This is a genomic window from Amycolatopsis sp. lyj-23 (assembly GCF_046549135.1).
GTDB lineage: Bacteria > Actinomycetota > Actinomycetes > Mycobacteriales > Pseudonocardiaceae > Amycolatopsis.
On the sequence record NZ_JAJPWN010000033.1, the window covers coordinates 14,017 to 36,702 of the forward strand.

Below are 22,686 nucleotides of genomic sequence, written 5' to 3' on the forward strand. Positions count from 1 at the left end.
CGGTCCAGCCGGCGTCGTCGTCGTCGGGCGTCCGGTTGGCGAGGGTGGTCGATACCATGGGGTGCTCCTTCGGAGTGGCGCTTGGCCGGGTGGGTCTTTGACGGGAATCACCTGGTCGAGCGTGCTTTCTTGGTCCGGACGGACCCGGCGGCCCCCAGCTCGGGGCTGAGCTGGCGGCCACCGGCTCGATCAGGACTCCGGGACGACGTCCTGCAGCTCGGCGAGCAGGTCGAGCTGGCCGGCGACCGGGTCACGCGGCACGCCGGTGCGGCCGGGCGGGCGCGGTGCCGGGACGTCCCGCTCGGCAACTGGTGCCTGTTCGAGGCGTTGGCGGGCGCGTCGATCGAGATCGCGCCTGGTCACGGCTGCTGCCCCTCGGCGGCCGCGAGTTCGCGGGCCCGACGTTCGCGGGCGGCGACGACGTCACGGCCGCGGCGGGCGTACTTCCGTTCGTTGGAGATGGTGCAGAAGGTGTGCCATCCCGCGGCCGAGATCGGCAGCAGAGCGAGCGCGCCGACCCACCACAGGCCGGTTCCGGCGGCGGCCGCCGCCAGGCCGGTGGTCACCACGGCGGCCGGCGTGTTCTCGATGCACAGGTTGCGTGCGGTGCGCGGACGAAGATCCTGGTCAGGGGCGATACTGGGCACGGGCGTCCTCGATTCCTAAGTCGGGTGGACGTTCATGCCTCGGCGGTGTGTCCGCACCGTCGAGGCCCTTCCGAAAGTTGCTAGCAACTTTGCTAGCAACATTGCTAGCAGACTTTCGGGCTTCGACACAAGCTCGCGTGTGTGCCTACATTCGCGCCGGGGTGCTACCGTCCTCGCTTGTGAGCGCGCCACTTGTGCCGAAACCCCTGGTCAAGCCGTGGGTGATCGCTGTTGCGAACCAGAAGGGCGGCGTGGGCAAGACGACCTCGACCGTCAACCTCGCCACCGGATTGGCTGAGTTCGGGCTTCCGGTGATCGTGGTGGATCTCGATCCGCAGTCGAACGCGACCGACGGTCTCGGCGTCACGCTCGACCGGAAGACGCCCACCATCTACGAGGTGCTCGACCCGGAGTTCGAGAATCGCGTTCCGCTCGCGGGCGCCCTGGTCAGGACCGAGTACGGACCGGGCCTGATCGCCGGCGCGACCGCCATGGCAGCGATCGAGAAGAACGGCAACGGCGCCGGGGGCGATACGTCACTGGCCATGGCGATCGCCGATGCGCCCGCGCCGGCGATCTACGTGATCGACACCCCGCCCAACCTCGGCCGGCTGACGACGATGGCACTGGTCGCCGCGGGCGCCGAAGAGGGCGGCGGCGAAGTGCTCGTGCCGGTCTCGCCGGGGCCGTACCAGATCAAGGGCCTGTACCAGCTGATGACGACGGTCGCGGCGTTGAAGAAGAACGGCCAGGCCCGGCACCTGTCGCTGGGCACGGTGATCACGGCCAACTTCGACGGCCGCAACCAGGTGAGCCAGGAAAGCCGGGCGCACCTGCGGAACACCTTCGAGCCGGAGTACCTCGGCGAGGTCAGCCACACGGTGAAGGTCGACGAGGCCGCCGGCCGCCGGATGCCGCTGTGCGTCTACCGGCCGGACTCCACCGCGGCGAAGGACTACCGGAGGCTCGCGCGCGCGTACGCACTCAAGAAGGGTCTGGTGACGGCCGGATGAGCCCGGCAGCGGGGATGGGCGACGCCTTCAAGGACTGGGTTTCGCCGCGCGAACGTGCGGAGCAGGATTTCTTCCAGCCGGATCCGCCACCCGAAGAGCCTGACCAGGCGAAACAGACTGCTAGCAAAGTTGCTAGCAAAAGTGCTAGCGAAACTGCTAGCGTGAGTGGAAACGAAGATCGAGGGGAGACCCACGACGTGTCCACTCCGCTGGCGGAAACCCCGCAAGCACCGCCACCGCCGCCGACGAGGCGTAGTCCCGGGCGGGTGCAGTTCAACCACCGGATCCGCGCGGATCGGGACCGGCTGCTGCAGAAGTACAAGAACAAGCACGAGACGTCGATGCAGGCGATCGTCGACCAGATGGTCGACGAGTACCTCTCGGCTCGTGGCTTGCTTCCGCAGGATTCCGAATAAATAGGTCAGCCCCGGAGTGCGGGAACACGGACCGGGGCTGAGCGGACAAAACGAAAGGATCGGCATGTCCGTCACCCATGATAGGCCCTTGGAGACCAGGGCAAACGCACCCGAGGGCCGTCGGCGGTGGCTGCGCCGCGCTGCGCCTGCTGAGCAGGCGGAAGTGCCGGCGGTGCCGCTGTCCGAGCGTGTCGCGGCCGCGGAGGAGCGGGTCCGCGTCATCGAGCGGAGCAATGCGCTGTTTGAAGCGCCGTCCGATGACGAGATCGACGCGAGGATCGCGGCCGGTCGGCGGCTGCGGGCGCTCGCGCTCGATCAGGAGGTCCGCGAGGGCGAGGCGGAGATCGAGGCGCGCGAGCTCGAGGCGAGCCGGCTGCGGGCGCTGGCGCGCAAGGACGCGGCCGAGCAGGACCGCCGGCGGGCCGAAGAGGCGGAGATCCGCCGGTGGAAGCTGCGGGCGGGGGACAAGGCCGAGCAGCTGACCAGCAAGTCTGCGCAGCTGGCAGAGACGGCGAAGCTGCTGGTCACCGGGAAGCGCGCGATCATCGCGGGGATCGTGTTGCTGCTGATCTGGAGCGGGGTGAACGTCCAGCAGCAGCTGGTGCCCGGCAACGACGTCGGCGACCCGCTGTTCTGGATTTCCTACGCCTTGGACGTGACGCTCGGCGGCACGCTGGTGCTGCTGATGCTGACGTCGGCGACGACGGCGCGGGCCGGGATGAACCACCGGAACGAGCTGGTCAAGGGCTGGAAGTGGTCGCGGTACCTGCAGGAGGCGGCGATCCTCGGCGCGTCGCTGGCGCTGAACACGGCGACGCATCTGCGCAACGGCGAGCACCTGCTGGCGGCGAAGAGCGCGATCCCGCCGATCATGGTCGGGATGCTGGTGTGGGCGTACAACCACATCACCAACCAGCTGTCGGAGACGCTGCTGAAGCTCACCGACGACCTGGAGACGCACGAACAGCTCGTCCGAGACCTGGAAGCGGCCCGCAGCGAGATCGACGCGCAGCGGCAGCGTGAGGAGGCGCTGCAGGGCCAGCTCGCCGAGCAGGCCGCGGCGCTGCAGTCGCTGAACGCGGAGACGGCGATGCTGGTCGCCGAGCGGGACAGCCGCGAGGAGATCGTGCTCGACGAGAAGACGCTGCCGCTGCTGCCGCACGCGCTGCGCGGATTCGAGGGCATGGCCACCGGCGCGCTGACCGCGTCGATCGTCGCCGACGGCGGCGGGGTGCCGGCGGGCAGCCAGCTCGCGTCCCGGCTGGGGCTGTCGAAGCCGGTCGCGAACGATGTGCGCGACCTGATGAAGAAGCTGGCGACGGGGAACGCGAAGCTCGTCGTCGGCGAGCCGGAGACCGTCGAGGAGGCGCCGGTGATGCCGATGCTGACCCGCGCCCTGTAGTCCGAACGTCAACGAGGCCTCCACCGAGCTTGGTGGAGGCCTCGTTCACGTTTCTCGGGGTCGAGCGTGCCTTCGGCCGTGCGGCCACCCGCGGCTGCTGACCGCCAGCACGATCCGCACTCAAGAGGTTTGAGGGGCAGCTGCGAGCGTCGCGTACGGCAGCGGACGCTCCTTGTTCAGGCGGGTGAGGATCAAGGAAGCGGCGTAGCTTCCCTCCTCGCGGGCCTCCTCAAGTAGCAAACGGGCAGCGGCGATCGGGGTCGCAAGATTCTCGGTGTTCGTCGACAGGAGGTGATACGCGCGCCGAACAAGGGGATTACCCGCCGCGCTCGCGTCGTCGAGCAACTCCAGAACATGCCCCGGGGATTCAATTTGTACGGCCTTAAGCATCCTGAGGGCGTCGCGAGGATCACCCTCAATGATAGCGTCCTGGAAGGCCGCGACGGCCTTTTCGAACCTCTTGCGCTTCAGGTATTTCTTTCCCCGAGTGAGAGCTTCACTCGCGCGTCTGCTCGACTCGTGCACCCAGTCTGCTGGAAGCGGCCTGTCTCTCACGAGCCGTGCCAGGTGAGACGCTGCGTCCTGGTTGTTGACCCGCTTGACGATTCGGTTGCCCGGCATGGCGTTTCCACCGTGGCGGGCGAGCAGCTCAGCAACCGTCCTCTGCCTCTGGTCCGGTTCGGGTGCTGAGGTCTTCTTCAACCCGAGCTTCTCGCTCATCGTCTTTTGCCCCTTTGGCACGAGCAATTCGCTCAGCGGGGTGCGGCGCGCAGCAGCCAGACGCTCGCCGACAGTCTTTTCCTTCTCATGCTGAGATGGCTCGGCCTTCGCCTCGTCGTCGAACGGGTCGCCGAACGGCGTGAGGATGCTCTCGAAAGGATTCACAGGCACCGTGGGGCCGTCGGCCGGCAGATTCTCGGCCGGTATCACTTCCAGCACCTCGGTACGCGGCCACTCGATAGCGTCCTCCTGGTCAGGCGCTTCTGCGCCGGGCTCGGAGGTCACCCGGGCGGCTGCAGCTGCGGCTACGGCCGCAGCCGACGGTGTGAAGTCGGCGAACAGCTCTGCCCAGGCTGGGTCGACCGAGGTCGGGTCGGTGAGGAACTGCTCGTAGATCTCTTCGACGAGCCATTGGTTGGCCCCGAAGTCGGTGCCGGGCTTGGCTTTGGCGTCGGGGAGAACCTGCACCGCGTCTTCCTTGGTCACGACAGCGACGTCGGTGCCGCCGGGTTCCGCGGTTACCACGGCGGCGTTGAAGGGCTCGCTCTCGTCGTTCCGCTCGCGCTCGCTGGATGACGCGTTCGCTGGGGGGCTGTCGTTGGTCGGGCCTGGTGTTGACGGCTGTGCTTCGTCGACCGGGCTGGGTTCGACAGCTGCGGCTTCTGCTTCTCGATGCTCCGCTGCGGTGAGGGCAGGGTCCGAAGAAGGTTCTGCGGTGAAGGCGTTGTGCCAGTCGAAGGCCTGGCCCCACAGCTGTTCAATCTTGTCGCGGAGCAGGCGTCCGTCCTCGTCTCGGAGTCGGCCGAGTGCTATGAGCGCTTCGACCACGCCGATCATGACGGCCCGGTTGGGCAAATCTGGCTTGATGAGGATGCCGTGCACCCGGGTGTGCGATGGCGCCGGCCAGTCGCCGTCAGGATCAATCTCGCTTCGGGCTTTCAGCCATGCTGCGATCCGGTAGCTGCTGTGGTGCCCGGTGAACGCGTGGAGTCGGTGCAGCTCGTCGTTCAGGTCGCGCAGCGGTCCGGCGGGCAGGTCAGGTCTTCGCCACTTACCCACGGCTCTCCTTGGTGCGCCTCTAGCAGCATGCAGAAGGCAGTGTAAAGCGCCATAAATGATCACTCTTTGTAGGAGCTGTCCAGGTGCCCTGCCGTACGGCCCAAAATCGGGCGAAAACTCTTTATTCAGGCATGTCGTGCTGTAAAGGATCAGCATCTTAGAGGGTTGACCTGCGTAGACGTTCTGCAACACCTCGCGCCAGTCGGGTTTGCGAGGGCACGCAAACTCGGAGGACGACGGCGATGGGTAACTGGCTGTGGATCGGCTCGTCGATCGCAGCGGTGGGGGCCACGGTGACGCGATGCGTGCTGGCCAAGATCCGCGCGGAGAGCCGGCGTCGAACGCTCGAAGTCACCTTGGAGAACGCGACGCCGACCGAGCGCGTGGCGATACTGCGCGCCTTGCGTGACTGGGAAGGACGGGAGCGAAAGTGATGCGCGGTCGCGCCCGTGGCGCGTAACGCGGCTGCTCTCCGGGCGTCTTTCCAGGTAGCGGCTTCACCGCGGCTGGCACGTCGGCGGGCTTCCCCCCACCCGCCGTCGTGCCGGTTATCCGTTCGACGGAGGGTTCCGGGTCCTCAGAGTGCGTCGCCCGGTTCGCTCGGTTCCCCGCGGATCCGCCGGACGTAGGCGGGCGCCTCGCCGCGGCGAACCTCGTCGGGGCTGCGTCGCACGATCTCGTGCATCGCCCAGTACGACCCTGGCATGGGCTCGACGGCCGCGAGTTCGGCGGCCAGGCCCTGCTTGGACGCCGGCGTCGGCGGATGCCCGGGGTTCTCCATCTCGTCCACGTCGAGCACCCTACGCGGCTGACGAACGAAACCGCTGGTCAGCCGCTTCGCATCGCGTTGTCCCGCTCGTGCGGCGTTCCGTCACGGACGTCCGCCGGGGCGGGAGAGGGTTCTTGGCCGGGGTGTGGCCGAGGGCGGCGACCAGCTCTTCGGCCTCCTGCTGTGGCAGTTCGAGCCAGCGCCAGCCGTCGGCGGTGTGGAGGTCGACCGGCTCGCCGATCTCGTCGACGAACACGGGCCAGCCACTTTTGCGATCCACGACGGCCTACGTGCTGGTCAGACGCACCGTGCCGTACCTGGGAGTGATGGTCATCGTGGGGGTCCTCCCTCGGGGTCCGCGCGTCGGTCGATACCGACGCTAGCCGGGAGGGGGACCCGGGTGACAGGGCCTCGATGCCGAAAACCCCGGCCAGGCTGGCTGCCTGGTCCGGGGCCTCGGTGCTGCGCTGCCCGACCTGGCGGGCCGGTTCAGGTACTGCCAGGACCTGTCCGCGCCACGTCCGGCCGCGGCCGGCGCGCCAGCGGGGAGTACTGCCCCGACGTGGCTCCGTGAGCTTCGATGTCCTGCGAGACTGACTGTACACGCAGGTCAGAGGCCCGCAATCCTGCGGGGGTCACGAACCGCAGATGCGTAGCGACGCTAAGTAAAGTTTTCGCAGGGAGACCTACGTTTGCGCATCGAAAAAGTATCTAGCGAAGCGGAGCGGTAAGATACGCTTGCGCATGGGTCTAGCACCGCTTTGTGCGCTGGACTATGAAGAGCTACGAAGTACGGAGGATACCGCCCATGTCAGAGCAGGTTGCGGCCGATGCGCAAGCGCCACGAGTTTCGCTGGCGCCGCTCGGTGGCACCGCGGCGACCGCGGCGAAGGAGTTCGCGGCGAAGCTCGGGGCGAAGCGCCGCGACGCCGGCGCGCCGGTGCGGACCACGTTCGTCGCCGACGACCGGGAGGGCGCGAAGCCGACGATGGCGCGGCTGCTGAGCAGCAGCCCGACCGGTGGCGGCGGCCGCGGCGGCCAGCTGCGGCTGAAGCTCTACCTCTCGCTGTTGTGGGTGTGCGCGGCCGCGCCGTACGAGGCGGTCCGGCCGGCGCGGGCGTGGGCGGCGCTGCTGGGCCTCGAGGACCCCGAAGGGCGCGGCAGCCGTCGGGTCCAGGAGACGCTGCGGGAGCTGCAGGAACGGAACCTCGTGCGGCTGCGCAATCGCGGCGGCGCGGCCACCGGCGTCACCGTGCTGGTGGAGTGGGGCGATGGGCAGCCGTACGAGCCGCCTTCCGAGACGTACAACCGGGCCAAGAAGGCCGGCTACCAGAGCCAGCAGCTGGTCGGGCACCGCTACTTCCGGGTGCCCTCGACGTTGTGGACCAGCGGGCTGATCACGGAGCTGAACGGGCCTGCGTTGGCCATGCTGCTGGTCTTGCGCTGCGAGCAGCAGGGCAAGGACGGTTCGCCGGTGTGGTTCTCGCCGGACCGAGCGGCGTCGCGGTTCGGGCTGTCGGAGAGCACGCGGCGGCAGGGCCTGCAGAAGCTGCGCGAGCTCGGCCTGGTCGTGACGACGACGATGAAGCTCAGCGAGTCCGGCGACTTCATCGATCTCGTGAGGAAGCGGAAGGTGCACACGCTGTACCTGACGCAGGAGATCCCGAAGCCGTCGACCTCCGACTTCTGGGGCTTGAAGTAGCTGGTCAGCGGCTGCGGGTTCGGTAGCCGCTGACCAGGGTCCATGCGTCGCTGCCGGAACGTCTCGGCGTCGTGTCGTTCCTACGTCACCTTCGTCCTGCTGATCTGAGCGCGACGACCGGTCGGAACGGCTCGGGCCGGCCGCGGGCTCGGTTCCTCGTTGCTTGCCGCCCGGCGTTCCAGCTTCTGGCGCCGCCGACGACGGAGCAAGCGATACGTCGCGATGCCGCCGCCGGTGGCGGTGATGCTGCCGCCGGCGGTAAGCCAGCCGGAGGGCGTGGCCGTGGCCGCGGTCTTGCTGACCGTGGTGGCGAGTCCGCCGAGCACGCCGGCGGACGTAAGGCACAAGATCACGATGACGGCCGCGACGATGAGCAGAGCGAATGCGGCGAAGAGCATGCACGGCTTTCGGATGCGCCGGTCGTGCATCCAGCCGTCCACGATCATCTTCCATGACTTTTCGGGGGCGTGGCGGGGATGACGGGTCTTAGGCACGGTCGCTCTCCGCCACCACGACGGTCCTGCTCTCCAGCACTTCGAGCAGCAGGCGGGTTGCTTCTTCGGCACGTCGTTGCACCGTGCGCACATCGCGATCGAGCCAGATCCCCAGCGCGGCGAAACGTAGGTGCAGGGCGGACTGCCTCATCTTGCGCGGCGCGCTCGGTAGGTTCAGCATCGCCGCCGCGATCGTGTCCATCGGCTCCGGGATTTCGTCGACGGCCGCGGTGAGCAAGCTGATGATCGCCTTCTGCTGCATCAGTTCTGGCGCGCCGGACACCCGAGCCAGACGTGCCAGCGCGGGGAACTCGCCGAGGTTGCCGCGCATCACTCCTGCGCCCTTGCGCAGGTAGTAGATCTCGTCGCGCAGGCGACGGTCGCGGAGAAGCGGCTTCGTATCCAGATGCAACACCCGCAAGGGTGTTTCGGTCAGCTTCGGTGTCGGCAGAGACGGCGCCTGCCCACGCGCACGACTTTCGGCCGCCCACCACTCGAGGAGCTCGGCTCCCTCGTCCGAGCGTTCCGGTCCGGCGGTGTCGGGTGCCGTGGCGGCCGTCTGCTCCGGCGCGGTGGCCGTGCCGGGGGGCGCGAACACGTCCTCGACGCTGCCGGGCAGGCCGAGCAGCGACATCCGCGCCGTCATCCAGACCTGCAGCTCCGAGTGGGTTTCCAGCGCGAGGCTGAGCAGCACGGCCAGCGTGTCCCGGGTGGGGATGGTAGCGCCGGTGAGGATGCGGTGGACGGTGGAGCGCGACAGTGTCCCGGTGGCCTTGGCCACCTCGTTCGCGCTGGTCAGCCCCTTCCAGCGCAGCAGCGTGCTGAGCCGCTCGGCGAACACGGCGACGCCTTCGGCTCCGGTCGGAGCGGCCGGCTTGACCAGGTTGTTCAGCTGGGCGTGCGCCTCGATCCACCGCGTTGTCCAGGTGTCCACGTCGCCGCGGCAGCCGGCGACGTAGTCGATCGTGATCGCCCGGCTGGGCAGCCTGTCACCGGCGGCGGCGGACGCCAGGGCCGCGACTGAATAGCCGACCCGTTGGGCGAGCTGGGGATAGGACAGTCCGGCCTGATGGCGCTCGACGCGCAGGCCCATGGCGATGCGCCGCACTGGCGGCGGCGCGGTCGGGTTGATCGGCTTCTCAGGGCGCCCCACAACGGTCACCGCCCATGCGCTGGGCGGCCTCGTCAGGCGGAGCGCCTGCCGACGACAGCAACTGGCACAACCTCACCTGAAGCACGTCCTTCCGACGATGTAACACGAGTTGGTCCGGGCGAGCCCGATGGAGCAGGGACTCGGAGTCGACGACACGGCTTCGGTGTTGGCGCACCACCGCGTCGAAGCGAACACTCCAAAAAGAGCAGTCTCGACCAGCGGGGACGTCTTGACAAGGCCTCCGCGAAAGAAGCCGCAGTCCCGTTCTTCCACATTCCCGGGCGTCTCGATTACAATTATTTGTGCGTTGTTTCTCGTTCTATACAATTAGGTTCGCGAACCTCCTTTTGCAGACCGCCGACTAGACTTTGACGTGCCACATTGTCCAGTTTGCGTCGCATCTGGATGCACGATGCCGCCCGCGTGGCAGCAAAACTGCTGGTGATGGCCTGGCTTAGCGGGCCTGAGACTGGACGCAGGAGTTGTCCGAGTTTTGTCCGAGTGTTGTCTTTCAGGCGCTCCGCCGCAGGTCGCATAGTGGTTGAGCGCTCTGGCAAGAGACGCACCTGAGCAACCCGAATTGGTCCGGGCGAGCATCAGGACAGGGGCCCTGTCGTTGGCGCGACGGACCCAACATGCGCGAAGAGGCCCCGGAACTGCATAGTCCCGGGGCCTCTTCGCGTCGGCGGGTCGAGAAGGATCGAAAGGTATCGCCCGCCATCCGGCCCTGCTGCATCGCCGCGCTGGTAAGCGGGAACCGGCCAGGAACTGGACATCGGACCTGGCGGCCCAACAACGTGTCCGGATCGCCTGGCGAGCGTGGTCACGCCGAAAGGACTCTGCAGCGCCCCCTGACCGGGCACGTGCGTGTGCCGAGAGGTCAGCAGGCGCGTGGGTATCTAGCGTGGAAGACGTGGCTGGTGACGAATCACGAACTCGACGTGCTCGCCGCGCTCAGTACGTTCGACCGCTTCGGCCAGCGCAGGCTGGACCTGCTCCTTCATGACCGTGGCGACCTGATCGGGAGTCAGGCCCTTGCTGGCCAGAAGCGCGCCGAGCCTGGCGGTCTGGACGTCGACGTCCGCGCGGTCCGGGTCAGTGCTCATGGTCATCTCTCCTCGGTTTCTCGGGTGACGACGCGAGCTCACGCGGTCGAGTCGGCTACTTCGCGCGGCGCTCGAGGACGGTGTTCGTGGGCGTCTGGCCGTCGAGGTGCTGGCGGATCTGTTCGGCGGCGACGCGGTAGCACAGCTCGTTGGTGCCGGGCACCGTCCGGGACATGTGCGGGCTGATGATCACCCCCGGGCTGGTCCACAGCGGGTGGTCTTGGGGGAGTGGTTCGGGGTCGGTGACGTCGAGGGCGGCGCGGATTCGCTCGCTCTTCAGCTCGCTGACCAGGGCGTCGGTGTCGACGATGCCGCCGCGGGAAGCGTTGACCAGGACGGCGTCGTCACGCATCGCGGCGAGGAAGTCCGCGTCGACCAGCCCGGTCGTGGCTGGGGTGAGCGGGAGGGTGAGGACGACGACGTCGTGCTCGCCGAGCAGCGCGGGCAGCTCGTCGGGACCGTGGACATCGGCGCGGGCGGTGCTGGCGACCAGCGTCGTCTCGGCGTCGAACGCGGACAGTCGACGGGCGACGGCCCAGCCGATCGCGCCGGCGCCGACGATGAGCACGCGCTTCCCGGCGAGGGTGTCAGCCTCGACGCGGCGGTGAGCCCACGTGCCGGTGGTCTGGAAGCGGACGAGGTCCGGCCACTGCCGGTAGAGGGTGAGAATCGCCGAGAGGATCCACTCGGAGACGGGGCCGGCGACGGCGCCACGGGCGTTGACCAGGATTTTGTCGGCCGGGACGTCGCCGGACCACTCATCGGCGCCGGCGGTGAGCAGCTGGACGTAGCTCAGCTTCGGCAGCTGCGCGAGCAGGCCGAGCGGGCGGTGGCTGCCGCGGTACGGCGGGATCAGCACGTCGGCGCCGCGCTGCTCGGCGGTGAGCTCGGCCGCGGTGGGGTCGTAACGGACGACGTCGACGCCGGGCAGCTGGGCAAGCAGGCCGGCGCCGACCTCGTCGTCGGGCTCGCTGCTGACGAGGATGCGCACGGTCGGGTTCTCCTTCGCTGGGGTCGCCGGCTTATCGGCGGACCTGCACGCCCCACCGTTCCAGCAGGTCCTCGACCTGCTGCTGCAGGGGCGGGTCCTGGACGCTGTTGTCGAGGATCGCGTGGTCGGTGGCCGGGGTGTACTGCAGGTTGACCCCGGCGAGGTAGGTGTCCCAGTTGGCGAGCTTGTTCGTGTCGCGAGCCGCGGCGCGGCGCTTGAGGTAGACCTTCATGCTCTCGGCGTCGGTGCGCACCCACGCGACGCGCAGCCGCGCGTCGAGGGCGTCGGCGTCGGCCGCGGCGCGGCGGCACCACACCGGGTTGGCCAGCTCGCGGATGAACGGCGCGGTCTGGATCACCGAGTTGCCGCACGAGACGTTCTCGACGACCGCTTCGCGCAGCGACTCGTACTCGGCCGGCCGGACCTGCTCGAGGTAGGCGTCGGACTCCCGGTCGTGCGGGGACTGGCCGAGCGAGGAGAGCATCGCTTCGACAACGGGCCTGGTCAGGGTGTCCTTGTCGAGCATGGCCCAGCCGGTGAGGCGAGCCATGATCCGGCCGACCTCGGTCTTGCCGGATCCGGCATAGCCGCCGACGACGACGATCGTGGGCCGGGTGCGGCGGCCGCCGGCCTCGGCGCGGTCGGGCGTCGGGTGGCTGACGAACACTCCGACCCGCGGCCGGGAGACGACCAGGCCGTCCTCGGCGAGCACGTCGAGCGCGCGGCTGATCGTCGCGGTGCTGGTGTGGAACTGGTCGGCGAGGACGCGCTGCGTGGGCAGCTTCTCGCCCGGCCGGTAGCGGCCGGCCTCGATCTCGGTCCGGAACGTCCGGGTGACCTCCAGGACGCCGGTTCCACGCGCCAGCTCACCGGGCTCAGTCACAACACCCCTCCAACCGTCGTACGTCAGCGTGTATCAGAGAGTATCAGGCTGAATCAGCGCCGGACAGAGCCTCTCCAGGTGATCCGCCATAAGAGCACGTCGATCTAATAGAGAAGATCGACGGGGCTTGTGTATCACTGATTCATCTTGGTACGTTGTGATACAGCAAGGCGGTAAGGCACGAGGGCTGGAGACGACGATGACGGTGATCTACTGGCTGGCAGGGGCGTTCGCGATGGCGGCGTTCGTGAGCGCGAAGTACGGCCGGGGCGCTGCCCCGGCGGTGCTGTTCACGATCGTCTCGCTGTGCCTGATGGCGGTGACGCCGGTCGGCCACGACGTCGTCAACTTCGTCGCCAACCTCGGTGGCAAGGTTTCGGAGGCGAGCAAGTGATCGCACGGCTACAGCACGTCATCGAGGTTCTCGACGAGCGTCTCTTCGACACCGAGGACGCGCGAGCGAAGGCGCACGGCTGGAACGTCCGGCGGGCCGGTCGGTTCGACCTGACCCGGGTTTACCGCGATTCGCGCTGGCAGGGGCGTTGTTCGACGCCGGAACTGTCGGACGGGTCGCTTACTGTGGAAGGTGCCGCAAACGATCTTTGCGGCGAGGAAATGGACGCGGTCGGACAGCGAGGGGTGTCGCTGCCCGACCACTCGAACAGGGAGGGCTTGCTCCATGTCCGACGATAAGGATGCCAGGAAGTTCGAACGCCGCCTCGGGGCCACGGGGGTGATTGTCGGCGGGTTCACAGGCGTCATGGACGCCATCGCCGACCCCGCCGGCGCGTTCACGCCGCTCTACGACATGGCGGCGCCGGTTGCGATCCCCGCGGGCGTGCTCGCGGTGGGCGCGGCGATCGGCCACAACCGGTGGTACTTCAGCGAGCGGCAGACGTTGCGGCGCAACCTCGGTGACGACGGCTGGGTCACCCCGAAGGACCTCTCCGACTTCGCCGGGGCGAAGGCGCTGTACAAGAGCGCGGAGTTCCTGCGCCCGGACCTGCAGTACCGGACCGGCCGCACGCGGCGCCGCCAGGCCCCGACCGAGTACGGCTTCGACCTGGGCAAGCTGGCTTCCGGGCACCGGCCGGTCCGCGGGAAACACGTGTACAGCCCGTACGGGCGCAGCATGCTCTTGCTCGGCCCGCAGGGTTCGGGCAAGAGCCAGATGCTGATCAACCAGATCCTCGACTTCCCCGGCGCGGAGTACGTCGCCAGCACGAAGCTGGAGCTGTTCGAGGCCACCGCCGAGCTGCGCGCCCAGCGTGGAAAGGTCTGGTTGTTCAACCCGACCGGCCTGGGTGGCGTGCCCAGCACGTTCTTCTGGGACCCGGTCTCCGGCTGCCGGAACCAGGCGGTCGCCGACGCCCGCGCGTGGGCTCTTGTCCGCGGTGGCGGCGGAGCCGAGGGCATCGACCGCAGCGACTTCTGGGCCCGCAAGGCCCAGGAGATCATCCGCTGCTACCTGCTGGCCGCGGCGCTGATGAACTGGGACATGGGCGCGGTGCACTACTGGGCGACCAACCCGGACGACACCACGCCCGTCGGGATCCTGCAGGCCAACCCGGACTTCGTCCCGGCCGGCTGGATCGGCACGCTGCAGTCGAGCCTCGACGCCTCGCACAACACCCGCACCGGGTACTTCGCGACGGTCGTCTCGTGCGTCGGCTTCATGGACAACCCGCACGTCGCGGCGGCCTGCCGCCCGCGGCCGCAGGACAACTTCGACATGGCCGAGTTCCTCGCCTCCGGCACGCTCTACGCGGTCGGCAGCGAAACCGACCGACGGCTCGCGCCCCTGCTGACCGCGCTGACCGAACACATCTTCACCAGCGCCAAGCAGGCCGCGGCGATGGTCGGCGGGCGGCTCCCGCTTGGCCTGGCGATGCTGCTGGACGAGGTCGCCCAGCAGACGCCGGTGCCGCTGCCGCAGTGGTCGGCGGACTCGCGAGGCGCGAACATCCTCGTCGAGGCCGTCGTGCAGTCGCTCGCGCAGATGCGCATGACCTGGGGCGACGACGGCGAGAAGATCATCTTCGACAACCTGCCGACGAAGGTGATCCTCGGCGGCATCAGCAACGAAGACGACCTGAGGCGGCTGGCGTTCCTGGCCCGGACCAGGATGGTCGCCGACACGTCGGAAAGCGAGAACCACAACAGCGGCGGCGGCAAGAGCCGGGGCAGCAGCAAGCGGATGGTGCGCGAGCAGGTCCTCCGCCCGGAGGTTCTCGGTGGTCTGCCGATGGGGTACGCGTTCGTGACCAGCCTGAACTGGATGCGCGCCGGCATCGTGAAGTACGAACCCGGCCGCAAGCGGATCGCGCGGGAGATGAAGGAACTGGAAAGCGCCCAGGGAACGAAGACCCCGCAGGTCCAGTGGGAGCAGCAGCCGGCACCGGTGGACAACCGGGTGAGCCTGTGACCAGCGGACACGACACCGGCGACGGCGGGACCAAAGCGGTCCCGCCGTCGCGGGATCGGCTCCTGATCGACCTCGGTCAGGAGCTTCGCGCCATGCGCGTCGAACTCGGCGACGCGACCGGCAAGTTCTCCGCCGTGGTCAAGGACGTCTCCGAAGTGATCGGCCCAGACCTGGCCACGCTGCGGGCCGACGTCGCCGAGCTGCGCGGCGTCGTCGACACCCTCGTCGGTGAGGACGAAGCCGAGGTCGAGCCGGAAGAGCCGCGGCTGCACTGGCCGGACCTGACCACCGCGGTCGCTGAGGAGGAGTGGGAGGCGCTGGGCAAGTGGGTCCACACCACCCTCGGCTACTGGTACGAGGTGACGCGCGGCCAGCTGCCGGACTGCTGGCCGCTGCACCGCCCGGCGTTCCTGCAAGTGTGGTGGCTGCGGTTGAGCTACGACGACGCCCACACCGGCAGCCGGGCGTCGTCGGTGAACATGGCCGAGTGGAACACCCGGTGGCTGGACGCGGCCCTGGAGCGGATCGCGGCCGCGATCCCGTCGACCATGTGCCGGGCGGTGCCCGGCGCCCCCGGGCAGCACCTCGTGCCCGCCCACGAGGCGCAGCAGCAGGCGGAAGCCGCGCGCGCGCCTCGCGCGACCGCGCCGGCTGGCGGTGGGCAGTACTCGATTCCGTCGTACATGCAGGCCCAGCAGCAGGCTCAGCGGGTCGTGAGCCCCCCGCAGACGTCGGTGCCGGGGGAGCCGCAGCCGGTGCCGGCCGACAAGGCGAAGGCGGCGTCTTCGGACGTCACCGATCCGAGGTACTGGGGCGAGTTCTTCGAGCAGGCCCGCCGTGCGGATCTGCAGTGGCGCCACGAGCGGGACCGGGCGGCCGCGGCCGCCGAGCAGCAGGCCAATCAAGCGCCGTGACCAGGGCGTAGGGCGGATGAGGTGGGCCCTCGACCTTCGGGTCGAGGGCCCGCTTTGTGTCCAGGATCTGTCCGGCTCGACCGGGTTCTGTCCGGTCTTCGCGTGCGGATTCGGCTTCGGCGCTGTCGGTGTGGGGCCGTACCATCGGTAGCTGGTCCGTGACCCGCACGGATCGCTGCCAGGAGGTTCGTCCCGATGATCGGCGACACGAACGTCGAGCCGGCACCGCTGTTCGACCTGCAGACCGGCCGGCCGCCGGCCGACGCGCTCGACGTGTACTTCTCGGTGCCGACGAGCTTGTCGCTGTTCGGTGACGCCCTGGCGCAGACTCCGAAGATGGAGCACCTGCTCCCGCGGCTGGCGGACGTCTACCACGACGTCCTGGCCCAGACCCTCGTCCAGCTGCAGCGGATGGGCGGCTACGTCGAGCACCCGACGGGGGGCGCCTCGACGCCGGCGCGGCTCGAGCTGACCGCGCGCAGCGAGAATCAGGCCCCTGGCGAGTCGATCATGCGGATCCACGGGCACATCTACGTAGGCCGGACCGCGACCGCCCTGTCGGATGGCAGCCGGTGCCCAGTCGACCTGTACGAGCTTCGCACCGCAGCTGACGATGCGTGGAGGTCGTACTTGCGCCTCCTGCAGAGCACAACTGCCTCGGAGTTCGGCCTGACCTGGGGCACGCTGCCGAATCGCCACCCTTCAGACGTGGAAATCGTCGAGCCGCCGTTCGCTCCGCACGTCAGCCAGCACCGGACGCCTGACCAGGCCGTTTGCCCGGGGTTCTACGGCCCGCTGGAGCGGATCGCCGCTGACGAGCAGTGGCGATCCGGGATCGCCGCGTCCGTGGAGCGGATGGCAGCCGACCGCCGCCGGGCCGGCTAAAGACGCCCGTCCTCTACAGGCTCGGACCGTGGCCGTGGCCGTGGCCAGGGCCGTCGTGCCGCGCGCGGTCCTGGTAGGACCGAGCACCGCGGTCGAGGTCGTTGAGGTGGCGGCGGATCCGCTCGGCGGACTGCTGCGGGCTCGGGCGCTGGGTCCGCTCGATGGCCGGTTCGTCCTGCTCGCGGGCGGGCACCGTCACCTTCTCCTGCTCGCGATTCGCCTCCTTCGACGTCTCGGGCTTGACCGGCTCCATGCCGCGGTCACGGCGGGCGCGCTCGGCGGTTTCCTTCGCAGCGTCCTGCTCGGCGGCCGCCGTCCGATCGGTGCGCGCCTGCCGGGCAGCGTCGGCGGCTTCCCGCCGGATCCGCTGAGCCTCGACGGCGCGGGCCTGGCGCCGCGCTTCGGAGAGGTTGACCCGCTCGTCGAGCGACTCGCGGCGCGTCGCCGGACTCGCGTCGACTTCGACGTCGCGCTCGTCGACCGGTTCGGGGGCGTGGTCACGGACCGGCTGCTGCTCGACGCGGTGCTCCACCGACTGCTCGACTGGGAACATCTCCAGCTGGTCAGGGTCGGGTTCGGCCGCCAGCTCACGCTCGGGCTCGTCGACGACCGGCGCCGGCGCCGTTTCGGCCCCGATCTCCGCGGCTGCGGCGCGCTCCTGGTCGACGACGTCGGGCTCCGCCTGGTGCTCCGGCTCGATCGTCTCGGCGCGCTCTTCGGCAGCGGGCGGCTGGACGTCGAACAGGAACATCTGCTCCGGGTCGACGACCGGCTCCTGGTGTTCGTCGCGCTCGGGCTCGGCCGTCACGGCCGACTTCGCCGCCGGACCCGCGTCGAAGAGCGGGATCTGGTTGCGGTCGACGCCGTCGGGCAGCTCGGTGCCGGGCCCGGTGAGCCCGTCGGCCCAGCGCTGCCACCAGAGGACATGCTCGACCGGCTCGGCCGCAGGAGCGGGCTGGTTAGCCGGGTCGAGTTCCCAGGCCCGGGGAGCGGGCTCGACGTCGGGCTCGGGAACGGGACCGACTTCCTGCTCGATGACGACGTCGAACAGGGTCGTCTGCTGCGGCTGGGGCGTCGGCTCCAGCGTGGCTGGCAGGCCGCGGCGCTCGAGTTCTTCGGCGGCGAGCTGGTCGGCGACCCGGGCGGCCTCGGTGCTCGCGTACCAGCCCTGGCGGGCGCGGTGGACCTCGTCGAGCTGCCGGGCGCGCTCGGCCCAGTCCTGGCTCATGCGCTCGGCCCGCAGCACCTCCAGGCGGGTCTGGTCGTACTCCGGCGTGCCCTCGGCCAGCGTCTCCAGACGCGCGGCGAACAGGCTGGCGTCCTGGTGGTAGTCCTGCGCGAGCTTGTTCGCCTGCTGCAGTTCCTCGCCGACGAACTCCGGCGCCCAGTTCTTCTCACGCTCCCACTGGGCGCGCTTCTCACGCAGCTCGCCCTCGGTGGCGCCCTCGTAGTCCAGCGAGTCGGCCGGGTTGCCCAACGCGCGGTGCGCGGCCTTCCAGAGCGCGCGGTGGAACTCGTTCTCCGGCGACGGCGCCGGACCGATCGACACCTGGTCCTCGGGGATCGCGTGCAGCTCGCGGTACGCGGCGGCCACGCCGGCGCGGTGCAGCCACTCGGCGCGCTGCTCCGGCTGCTCCGGCGGCGTGCCGAGGTACTGCTGCGCCCACGCCGGCATCTCGGCCGCGGTCTGGGCGGCGAGCACGGCCTGGCGGTCACCGGCGAGCACCGCCATCTCGTGCAGGAACTGCCCGACCGGGCCCTCAATCGGGGCCTGGAAGGTCGTCCAGTCCCTCGCGTCGACGCGCTGCTCACGCTGACGGCCGTCGATCTCCTTGAGCACTCGGTGCCGCAGCACCGCGGAAACGCTGTCGGCGCCGTCGAGCGCTCGCTTCGCCACGGCTTCGGCGAGTACGGCATCGACGTTGTGGCCGCCGAGCTCCGCGCCACGCACCGCACGCATCAGCGCCGGGTACGCCTCTTCCTTCTCCATCGCCGCGGCCTTCTCGGGGCCGACCAGCATGCCCAGCACGCGGGTGTAGCGGTCGGTGCTGTAGTCCTTGGCGACCAGTTCCCACTGGGTGCCGATCCAGGCGAGGCTGCGGCCTTCCTGCTGACTCGCGCGGAACTCCAGCTCGGCCGCAACCGCGGCGCCGGAGCGGTCCAGAACGCCGGCCATCAGCTCGGCCGGGGTGACGTCCAGCAGCTGCTCGTGCGCGTCGGGCGGCCGGTTGGTCGCCAGGTACGCGGTGTTGCGCCGCGACCCGCGGGTGAGCGCGACGTAGGCGTCTTCACGCTGGGACTCTTCGCTCAGCAGCGCGTGCGAGGTCTTCACCGTTCGGCCCTGCGCTGCGTGCACTGTCGAGGCGTAGGCGAGGGTGACGTGCTCGCTGACGTAGGCATCGGGGAGGTGCGCCTGCACGCCGTTCTTGTCCTCGACCAGCAACTGGCCGTACTCGTCCCGGCCGACGACGGTGTACGTCAGCCGGTTCGTGACCAGCCCGTCGCCGTCCACCTTGATCGACCAATCGTTGCGTCGGGCCTGGATCACGTCGCCGACGCTGACCTTGTTCCCATCCTTGAGTTCGGCGAGGACTTCTCGCTGAACTCGTCCAAGTCGAACAAGGTCACGGCGGATAAGCCCGGACAGGTTGGCGGCCTGCCCGTTGTCGCCGACGATCAGCAGCGACTCCATACCCGCGAGAGTGTCGGCGAGGTACGCGCGCATGGCGGCGTCCTGCATCTCGTCGACCGTGCCACCGAGCAGACGGCCGCGAGCGTCGTACTCGTTGATGACCGACCGGTCGCCCTCGCGGAGACGGAGGCTGGCCTTGCCCTCCCACGGGTTCGGGCTGCCGTCGGCTTCGCGGAACCGGTGAATGTCTTCCAGCGTGAACGCGCCGTTGTCGGTGGCGAGCAGGTCGAGCATGCCGCCCGCGCCGATCGCCGCGAGCTGCTGGTGGTCACCGGTGTACAGGATCTTGCCGCCGCCGGCCTCGACAATCGCGCTGATCTTCGCGAGCTCGTCGCGGTTGGACATGCCCGCTTCGTCGATGACGAACAGGTCGCCCTTGCGCACGAAGTCGGCCACCGTGCCGTTCGCGTCGGCGGCGAACCGCTGCAGGAACTGCGTGGTGTTGATGGCCTCCATGCCCTCCTCGGTGAGGATCTGTGTCGCACGCTGCGACGTCGCCAAGCCGAGGACGCGGCCGCCGAACTCCTGCTCCCACACCTGCGAAACAACACCGACGACGGTCGACTTTCCGGCGCCGGCCGGGCCGATCAGGACGTCACCGGCGCGGCCAGAGGAGACGATGGCCATGATCGCCTCGACCTGGTCGGAACCGATGTCCTTGCCGTTGATCTTGATCGAAGTGACCCGCGCGCGGAGTAGCTCCAGGTCGACGCCGTCGAGCTTCGGCGCGGTCAGCTGCTGGGCTCCGGCCACGATCCGGCGCTCGGTCGACAGCGCCGCCTCGGTCGCGTAAATCTCGTCGATGTGGGGCCGGTACAGGCTGCGGTTGTCCTCCTTGCGGCGCAGCTGCTGCGGCACCTCGACCAGGTCCGGCGTCGTCAGCGTGAGCACGCCGAACTGGTTCCCGGGTTCGAGAACCTCGCGGGCCATCGCCTCCACGACCTGCGGCCTCTTCTCGGCCGGCCCGTCGACGGTCAGCAGTCGCTTGTCGATCGCGGCGGTCAGGTTGCCGATCGTCCACGTCGGGTACTGCCGCTCGACGTCCTGCAGGGCGGCACGCTGGATCGCGACGCGGTCGGTCTGGTCCGGCAGGAACTGCAGGTCCGGATGCTGCCCTTGCTTGATCTGGAAGGCGGCCTCGGCGACGCTCTCCAGCTGCGCGTTTAGCGCTTCGGCGTTGCGCTCGCCCCAGCTCGCGACCGCGGCCGGTCCCTGTTCGCCGGACTTCCGGGCGCGGGTTTCCAGCGTCGCGGCCTGGTTGATCTTCTTGAGCGCGGCGGCCGACGGCTCGTAGCCGTGGCGGTCGACGTACGCCTCGATCAGCTCGGCCGCGCGTTCCTCGACCTGCTCGCGGCGAGTGCTGGCTGACTTCGCGAGGTCCAGGTCGGCGCCGGCGATCTCGCGTGCTTTGCCGTCCGGGCGGGTGACCCATTCCAGGCCCAGGTACTCGCGGGAGAGGTCTTCGACCGCGCGCTCGTACGCCGACGCGGCGGCCTCTTTGATGGGGCGGAACGCCTTGCCGTCGAGCGCGCGGAACTTGCCGTCGGAGCTGGTGATCGCCCGGTTCAGAACGCCGACGTGGGTGTGGACCTGGGGCTCGCCGTTGCGGTTGGTCGAGTGCGGCCAGACGGTCATGATGAACCCGTCGACCTTCTCGTACTTGCCGACCGAGCGGCCGTTCACGGTGCGGCCGTGGTAGCCGGTTCGGGTGTAGGCGGCGTGCTTCTCGGCGTAGCTCATCGCCAGCGAGACGGCCTCGCGCTGCACTCGCAGCATCGTCTCGGCCTCCTGCAGCCGGCCCGCGGCGAGGTACGCGGCGTACTGCGTCGAGAAGGTCTTCGGCGGGCTGAACGTCCAGTCGTAGTACGCGACGGCCTTGCGACCGGAGTCGCGGATGTTGTCGGCGATCTCCTGCTGTCTGTCCGGCGTGGCGTCCGGTTCGGCCTCCAGCGCGGCCGCCAGGCGCTCCTCGAACTTCTTGAAGCTCATCGGCGCGCGGCCCAGGTGTTCGTCGGTCTCCGGGTCTTTCAGTTCGCCGAAGATCTTGCGCACCATGTCTTCGTTGACGCGCTCGCCTTCGGTCACGCCGAAGGCGCTCAGGCCTTTGCCCATCCACCGACCCGGGGCTTCGCCGTGCGCGGTGGCGGACAGGTAGTAGTCGGTCGAGTCGTGCTCGACGCCGGGCTCTGGCGAGCGCTCGTGCTCAGCACAGCCCGACCCCTTGACGAGGTAGTCGACGGCGTTGGCGCCGACGGGCGTGATCCGAAGCACGAGTCGATCATACCTCAGCTCGGACCATGATCATTATTAATGCATAGGTGTGTGGATTTGAAGGGCGTAAGAAGACAGGTGGTGAGGTGAGAGCGGGCGAGCAGGAGTGGACGTGATGGAGAGGGAGAAGGTGATGGGGCTGGAAGTGAGGAGGTGAGCAGAAGGGGACGTGAGGAGGTGATGAGAAGGTGGGCAAAGTGAGATCGGCAGGTGGGCAGGATCGCGACTGGACGACCATGTCTCAGGGCACGGAGTCGCGGCACGCGGCGACCGGCGGGGGGCCTCACCATGCGACCAGCCGCGATAGAGGGGGTCTGGGAGAGATGGGCTCACCCAGAAGGGTTCGGTGACTCACGAACTTCGCCGGACGATCGGGGAAGCGCCGATGCGCTGACCTCGTTTCCACGCACTTAGAGGGTCGCGAGTACGCGACCCGGCCACGAAAAACATCATCGATGCATACCCGCCGCGCGACCGAAACGCGGTCCAACGAACGAAGCCCCGGCGCTGTCCGCACCAGGGCTTCGTTTTCGTCACACAGCCATCACGGTCACGAACTCGCGGCCGTCTCCTTCGCCACGGATGCCACCGACGGCGCATCGGCCGGCGCGGCCGCACGTGAATCCATCGGCTTCGACCCGGCACCGGCTCGCGACTCGTCCGGCGCCGCCTTGCGGGCGTCCCGAATCATTGAACGGACCTTCTTCACTGGCACGCCGGTCATCTTCGCGACCTGGTCGGCGTTCCGTCCCAGCTCGGTCAGCTGCAGGAGGGTGACAGCGACACGTTCGTCGATTCCGGCGAGCTTCGGTTCCGCCTGCTCGCGGATCGTTGTGGCCCGCTTCTCCAATTTCGCGAGCTCCGCGTCGCGCGTGGCGATGACCGCGTCCCGGTCCACCGTGGCCTGAGCGAAGGCCGCCAAGACGGCTTCTTCGCGCTCGCGCAGGCTGACCGTATCCGCGTCGACCTCGTCGCGTGCGGCGAGCAGCTGCTCCAGCGTCGACTTCGTCGCGGACGCGCCGCGGCCGCGGCCAGTAGTCCTCTTCTTCGTTTCCGCCATCCCCCGAACCTTCCTCACGCCTCGTGCCCTGAACTGCTGGTCAGGATATCCGACGGGACAGGTTCAGCGCGGTCACCGATTCCG

General features: G+C 69.0%; 22 protein-coding genes. 10 read left to right on the forward strand and 12 right to left on the reverse strand.

All coding sequences use genetic code 11. From position 1 onward, the window contains the following. Window positions 1-189 precede the first annotated feature (189 nt). Both ACLJPY_RS48640 and ACLJPY_RS48645 read right to left on the reverse strand, forming a co-directional pair. Entirely contained in the window at window positions 190-363 is a 174-nt protein-coding gene (locus ACLJPY_RS48640) for a hypothetical protein (protein ID WP_410597812.1), read from the reverse strand. Then, window positions 360-647, reverse strand: coding sequence for a hypothetical protein (locus ACLJPY_RS48645; protein WP_410597813.1), 288 nt, complete (start codon window positions 645-647; stop codon window positions 360-362). Before ACLJPY_RS48645 ends, ACLJPY_RS48640 begins: the two co-directional genes overlap by 4 nt. 179 nt (window positions 648-826) lie before the next feature. Here ACLJPY_RS48645 and ACLJPY_RS48650 point away from each other — a divergent pair, with 179 nt between their 5' ends. From ACLJPY_RS48650 to ACLJPY_RS48660, 3 genes are all read left to right on the forward strand, one after another. Further along, complete coding sequence (locus tag ACLJPY_RS48650; protein ID WP_410597814.1) at window positions 827-1,660, forward strand: ParA family protein; 834 nt, start codon at window positions 827-829, stop codon at window positions 1,658-1,660. 161 nt (window positions 1,661-1,821) lie between these two features. After that, entirely contained in the window at window positions 1,822-2,076 is a 255-nt protein-coding gene (locus ACLJPY_RS48655; RefSeq protein ID WP_410597815.1) for a hypothetical protein, read from the forward strand. 88 nt (window positions 2,077-2,164) lie between these two features. Beyond that, window positions 2,165-3,478 carry a hypothetical protein gene (locus ACLJPY_RS48660; RefSeq protein WP_410597816.1) on the forward strand — a complete coding sequence of 438 codons (1,314 nt, stop codon included), beginning with the start codon at window positions 2,165-2,167 and terminating at the stop codon, window positions 3,476-3,478. 120 nt (window positions 3,479-3,598) lie between these two features. Here ACLJPY_RS48660 and ACLJPY_RS48665 read toward each other — a convergent pair whose 3' ends face one another. Further along, a complete protein-coding gene (locus ACLJPY_RS48665) occupies window positions 3,599-5,257 on the reverse strand; it encodes a 2-oxoglutarate dehydrogenase E1 subunit family protein (protein WP_410597817.1) in 1,659 nt (552 codons plus the stop codon). A 242-nt stretch (window positions 5,258-5,499) separates the two neighbouring features. Between ACLJPY_RS48665 and ACLJPY_RS48670 the strand changes: the two genes are divergently transcribed. Continuing rightward, window positions 5,500-5,691: a hypothetical protein gene (locus ACLJPY_RS48670; protein WP_410597818.1), complete on the forward strand. Its 192-nt coding sequence runs from the start codon at window positions 5,500-5,502 to the stop codon at window positions 5,689-5,691. Window positions 5,692-5,834: 143 nt separating this feature from the next. Here ACLJPY_RS48670 and ACLJPY_RS48675 read toward each other — a convergent pair whose 3' ends face one another. Further along, the gene (locus ACLJPY_RS48675; RefSeq protein ID WP_410597819.1) at window positions 5,835-6,047 is read right to left on the reverse strand and encodes a hypothetical protein; all 213 of its coding nucleotides are present in this window, start codon (window positions 6,045-6,047) and stop codon (window positions 5,835-5,837) included. A 10-nt stretch (window positions 6,048-6,057) separates the two neighbouring features. Continuing rightward, the gene (locus ACLJPY_RS48680; RefSeq protein WP_410597820.1) at window positions 6,058-6,306 is read right to left on the reverse strand and encodes a hypothetical protein; all 249 of its coding nucleotides are present in this window, start codon (window positions 6,304-6,306) and stop codon (window positions 6,058-6,060) included. A gap of 528 nt (window positions 6,307-6,834) precedes the next feature. Here ACLJPY_RS48680 and ACLJPY_RS48685 point away from each other — a divergent pair. Further along, window positions 6,835-7,728: a hypothetical protein gene (locus ACLJPY_RS48685; RefSeq protein WP_410597821.1), complete on the forward strand. Its 894-nt coding sequence runs from the start codon at window positions 6,835-6,837 to the stop codon at window positions 7,726-7,728. Between the two features lie 80 nt (window positions 7,729-7,808). Here the strand turns inward: ACLJPY_RS48685 and ACLJPY_RS48690 are convergent, their stop codons facing one another. The 5 genes from ACLJPY_RS48690 to ACLJPY_RS48710 all read right to left on the reverse strand — a co-directional run bounded on the left by ACLJPY_RS48690 (window position 7,809) and on the right by ACLJPY_RS48710 (window position 12,355). After that, window positions 7,809-8,174, reverse strand: coding sequence for a hypothetical protein (locus ACLJPY_RS48690; protein ID WP_410597822.1), 366 nt, complete (start codon window positions 8,172-8,174; stop codon window positions 7,809-7,811). 40 nt (window positions 8,175-8,214) lie between these two features. Beyond that, a complete protein-coding gene (locus ACLJPY_RS48695; RefSeq protein WP_410597823.1) occupies window positions 8,215-9,384 on the reverse strand; it encodes a hypothetical protein in 1,170 nt (389 codons plus the stop codon). An 890-nt stretch (window positions 9,385-10,274) separates the two neighbouring features. Then, on the reverse strand, window positions 10,275-10,481 hold the full coding sequence (locus ACLJPY_RS48700; RefSeq protein WP_410597824.1) for a hypothetical protein: 207 nt from the start codon (window positions 10,479-10,481) through the stop codon (window positions 10,275-10,277). Between the two features lie 55 nt (window positions 10,482-10,536). Continuing rightward, the gene (locus ACLJPY_RS48705) at window positions 10,537-11,472 is read right to left on the reverse strand and encodes an NAD(P)-dependent oxidoreductase (protein ID WP_410597825.1); all 936 of its coding nucleotides are present in this window, start codon (window positions 11,470-11,472) and stop codon (window positions 10,537-10,539) included. A 31-nt stretch (window positions 11,473-11,503) separates the two neighbouring features. Further along, entirely contained in the window at window positions 11,504-12,355 is an 852-nt protein-coding gene (locus ACLJPY_RS48710) for a GntR family transcriptional regulator (protein WP_410597826.1), read from the reverse strand. Between the two features lie 199 nt (window positions 12,356-12,554). Between ACLJPY_RS48710 and ACLJPY_RS48715 the strand changes: the two genes are divergently transcribed. The 5 genes from ACLJPY_RS48715 (at window position 12,555) to ACLJPY_RS48735 (ending at window position 16,579) form a co-directional block, all read left to right on the forward strand. Beyond that, complete coding sequence (locus ACLJPY_RS48715; protein ID WP_410597827.1) at window positions 12,555-12,749, forward strand: hypothetical protein; 195 nt, start codon at window positions 12,555-12,557, stop codon at window positions 12,747-12,749. Continuing rightward, complete coding sequence (locus tag ACLJPY_RS48720) at window positions 12,746-13,048, forward strand: hypothetical protein (protein WP_410597828.1); 303 nt, start codon at window positions 12,746-12,748, stop codon at window positions 13,046-13,048. The genes ACLJPY_RS48715 and ACLJPY_RS48720 overlap by 4 nt, the downstream gene beginning before the upstream one ends. Next, entirely contained in the window at window positions 13,035-14,780 is a 1,746-nt protein-coding gene (locus ACLJPY_RS48725; protein WP_410597829.1) for a type IV secretory system conjugative DNA transfer family protein, read from the forward strand. Before ACLJPY_RS48720 ends, ACLJPY_RS48725 begins: the two co-directional genes overlap by 14 nt. Next, window positions 14,777-15,694 (forward strand): hypothetical protein, encoded by a 918-nt coding sequence (locus tag ACLJPY_RS48730; protein WP_410597830.1) that lies wholly within the window; start codon window positions 14,777-14,779, stop codon window positions 15,692-15,694. Before ACLJPY_RS48725 ends, ACLJPY_RS48730 begins: the two co-directional genes overlap by 4 nt. A gap of 195 nt (window positions 15,695-15,889) precedes the next feature. After that, the gene (locus ACLJPY_RS48735; protein ID WP_410597831.1) at window positions 15,890-16,579 is read left to right on the forward strand and encodes a hypothetical protein; all 690 of its coding nucleotides are present in this window, start codon (window positions 15,890-15,892) and stop codon (window positions 16,577-16,579) included. A 13-nt stretch (window positions 16,580-16,592) separates the two neighbouring features. Here ACLJPY_RS48735 and mobF read toward each other — a convergent pair whose 3' ends face one another. Next, on the reverse strand, window positions 16,593-21,542 hold the full coding sequence (mobF, locus tag ACLJPY_RS48740) for a MobF family relaxase (RefSeq protein WP_410597832.1): 4,950 nt from the start codon (window positions 21,540-21,542) through the stop codon (window positions 16,593-16,595). 550 nt (window positions 21,543-22,092) lie between these two features. After that, window positions 22,093-22,602: a hypothetical protein gene (locus tag ACLJPY_RS48745; RefSeq protein WP_410597833.1), complete on the reverse strand. Its 510-nt coding sequence runs from the start codon at window positions 22,600-22,602 to the stop codon at window positions 22,093-22,095. Between the last annotated feature and the right edge of the window lie 84 nt (window positions 22,603-22,686).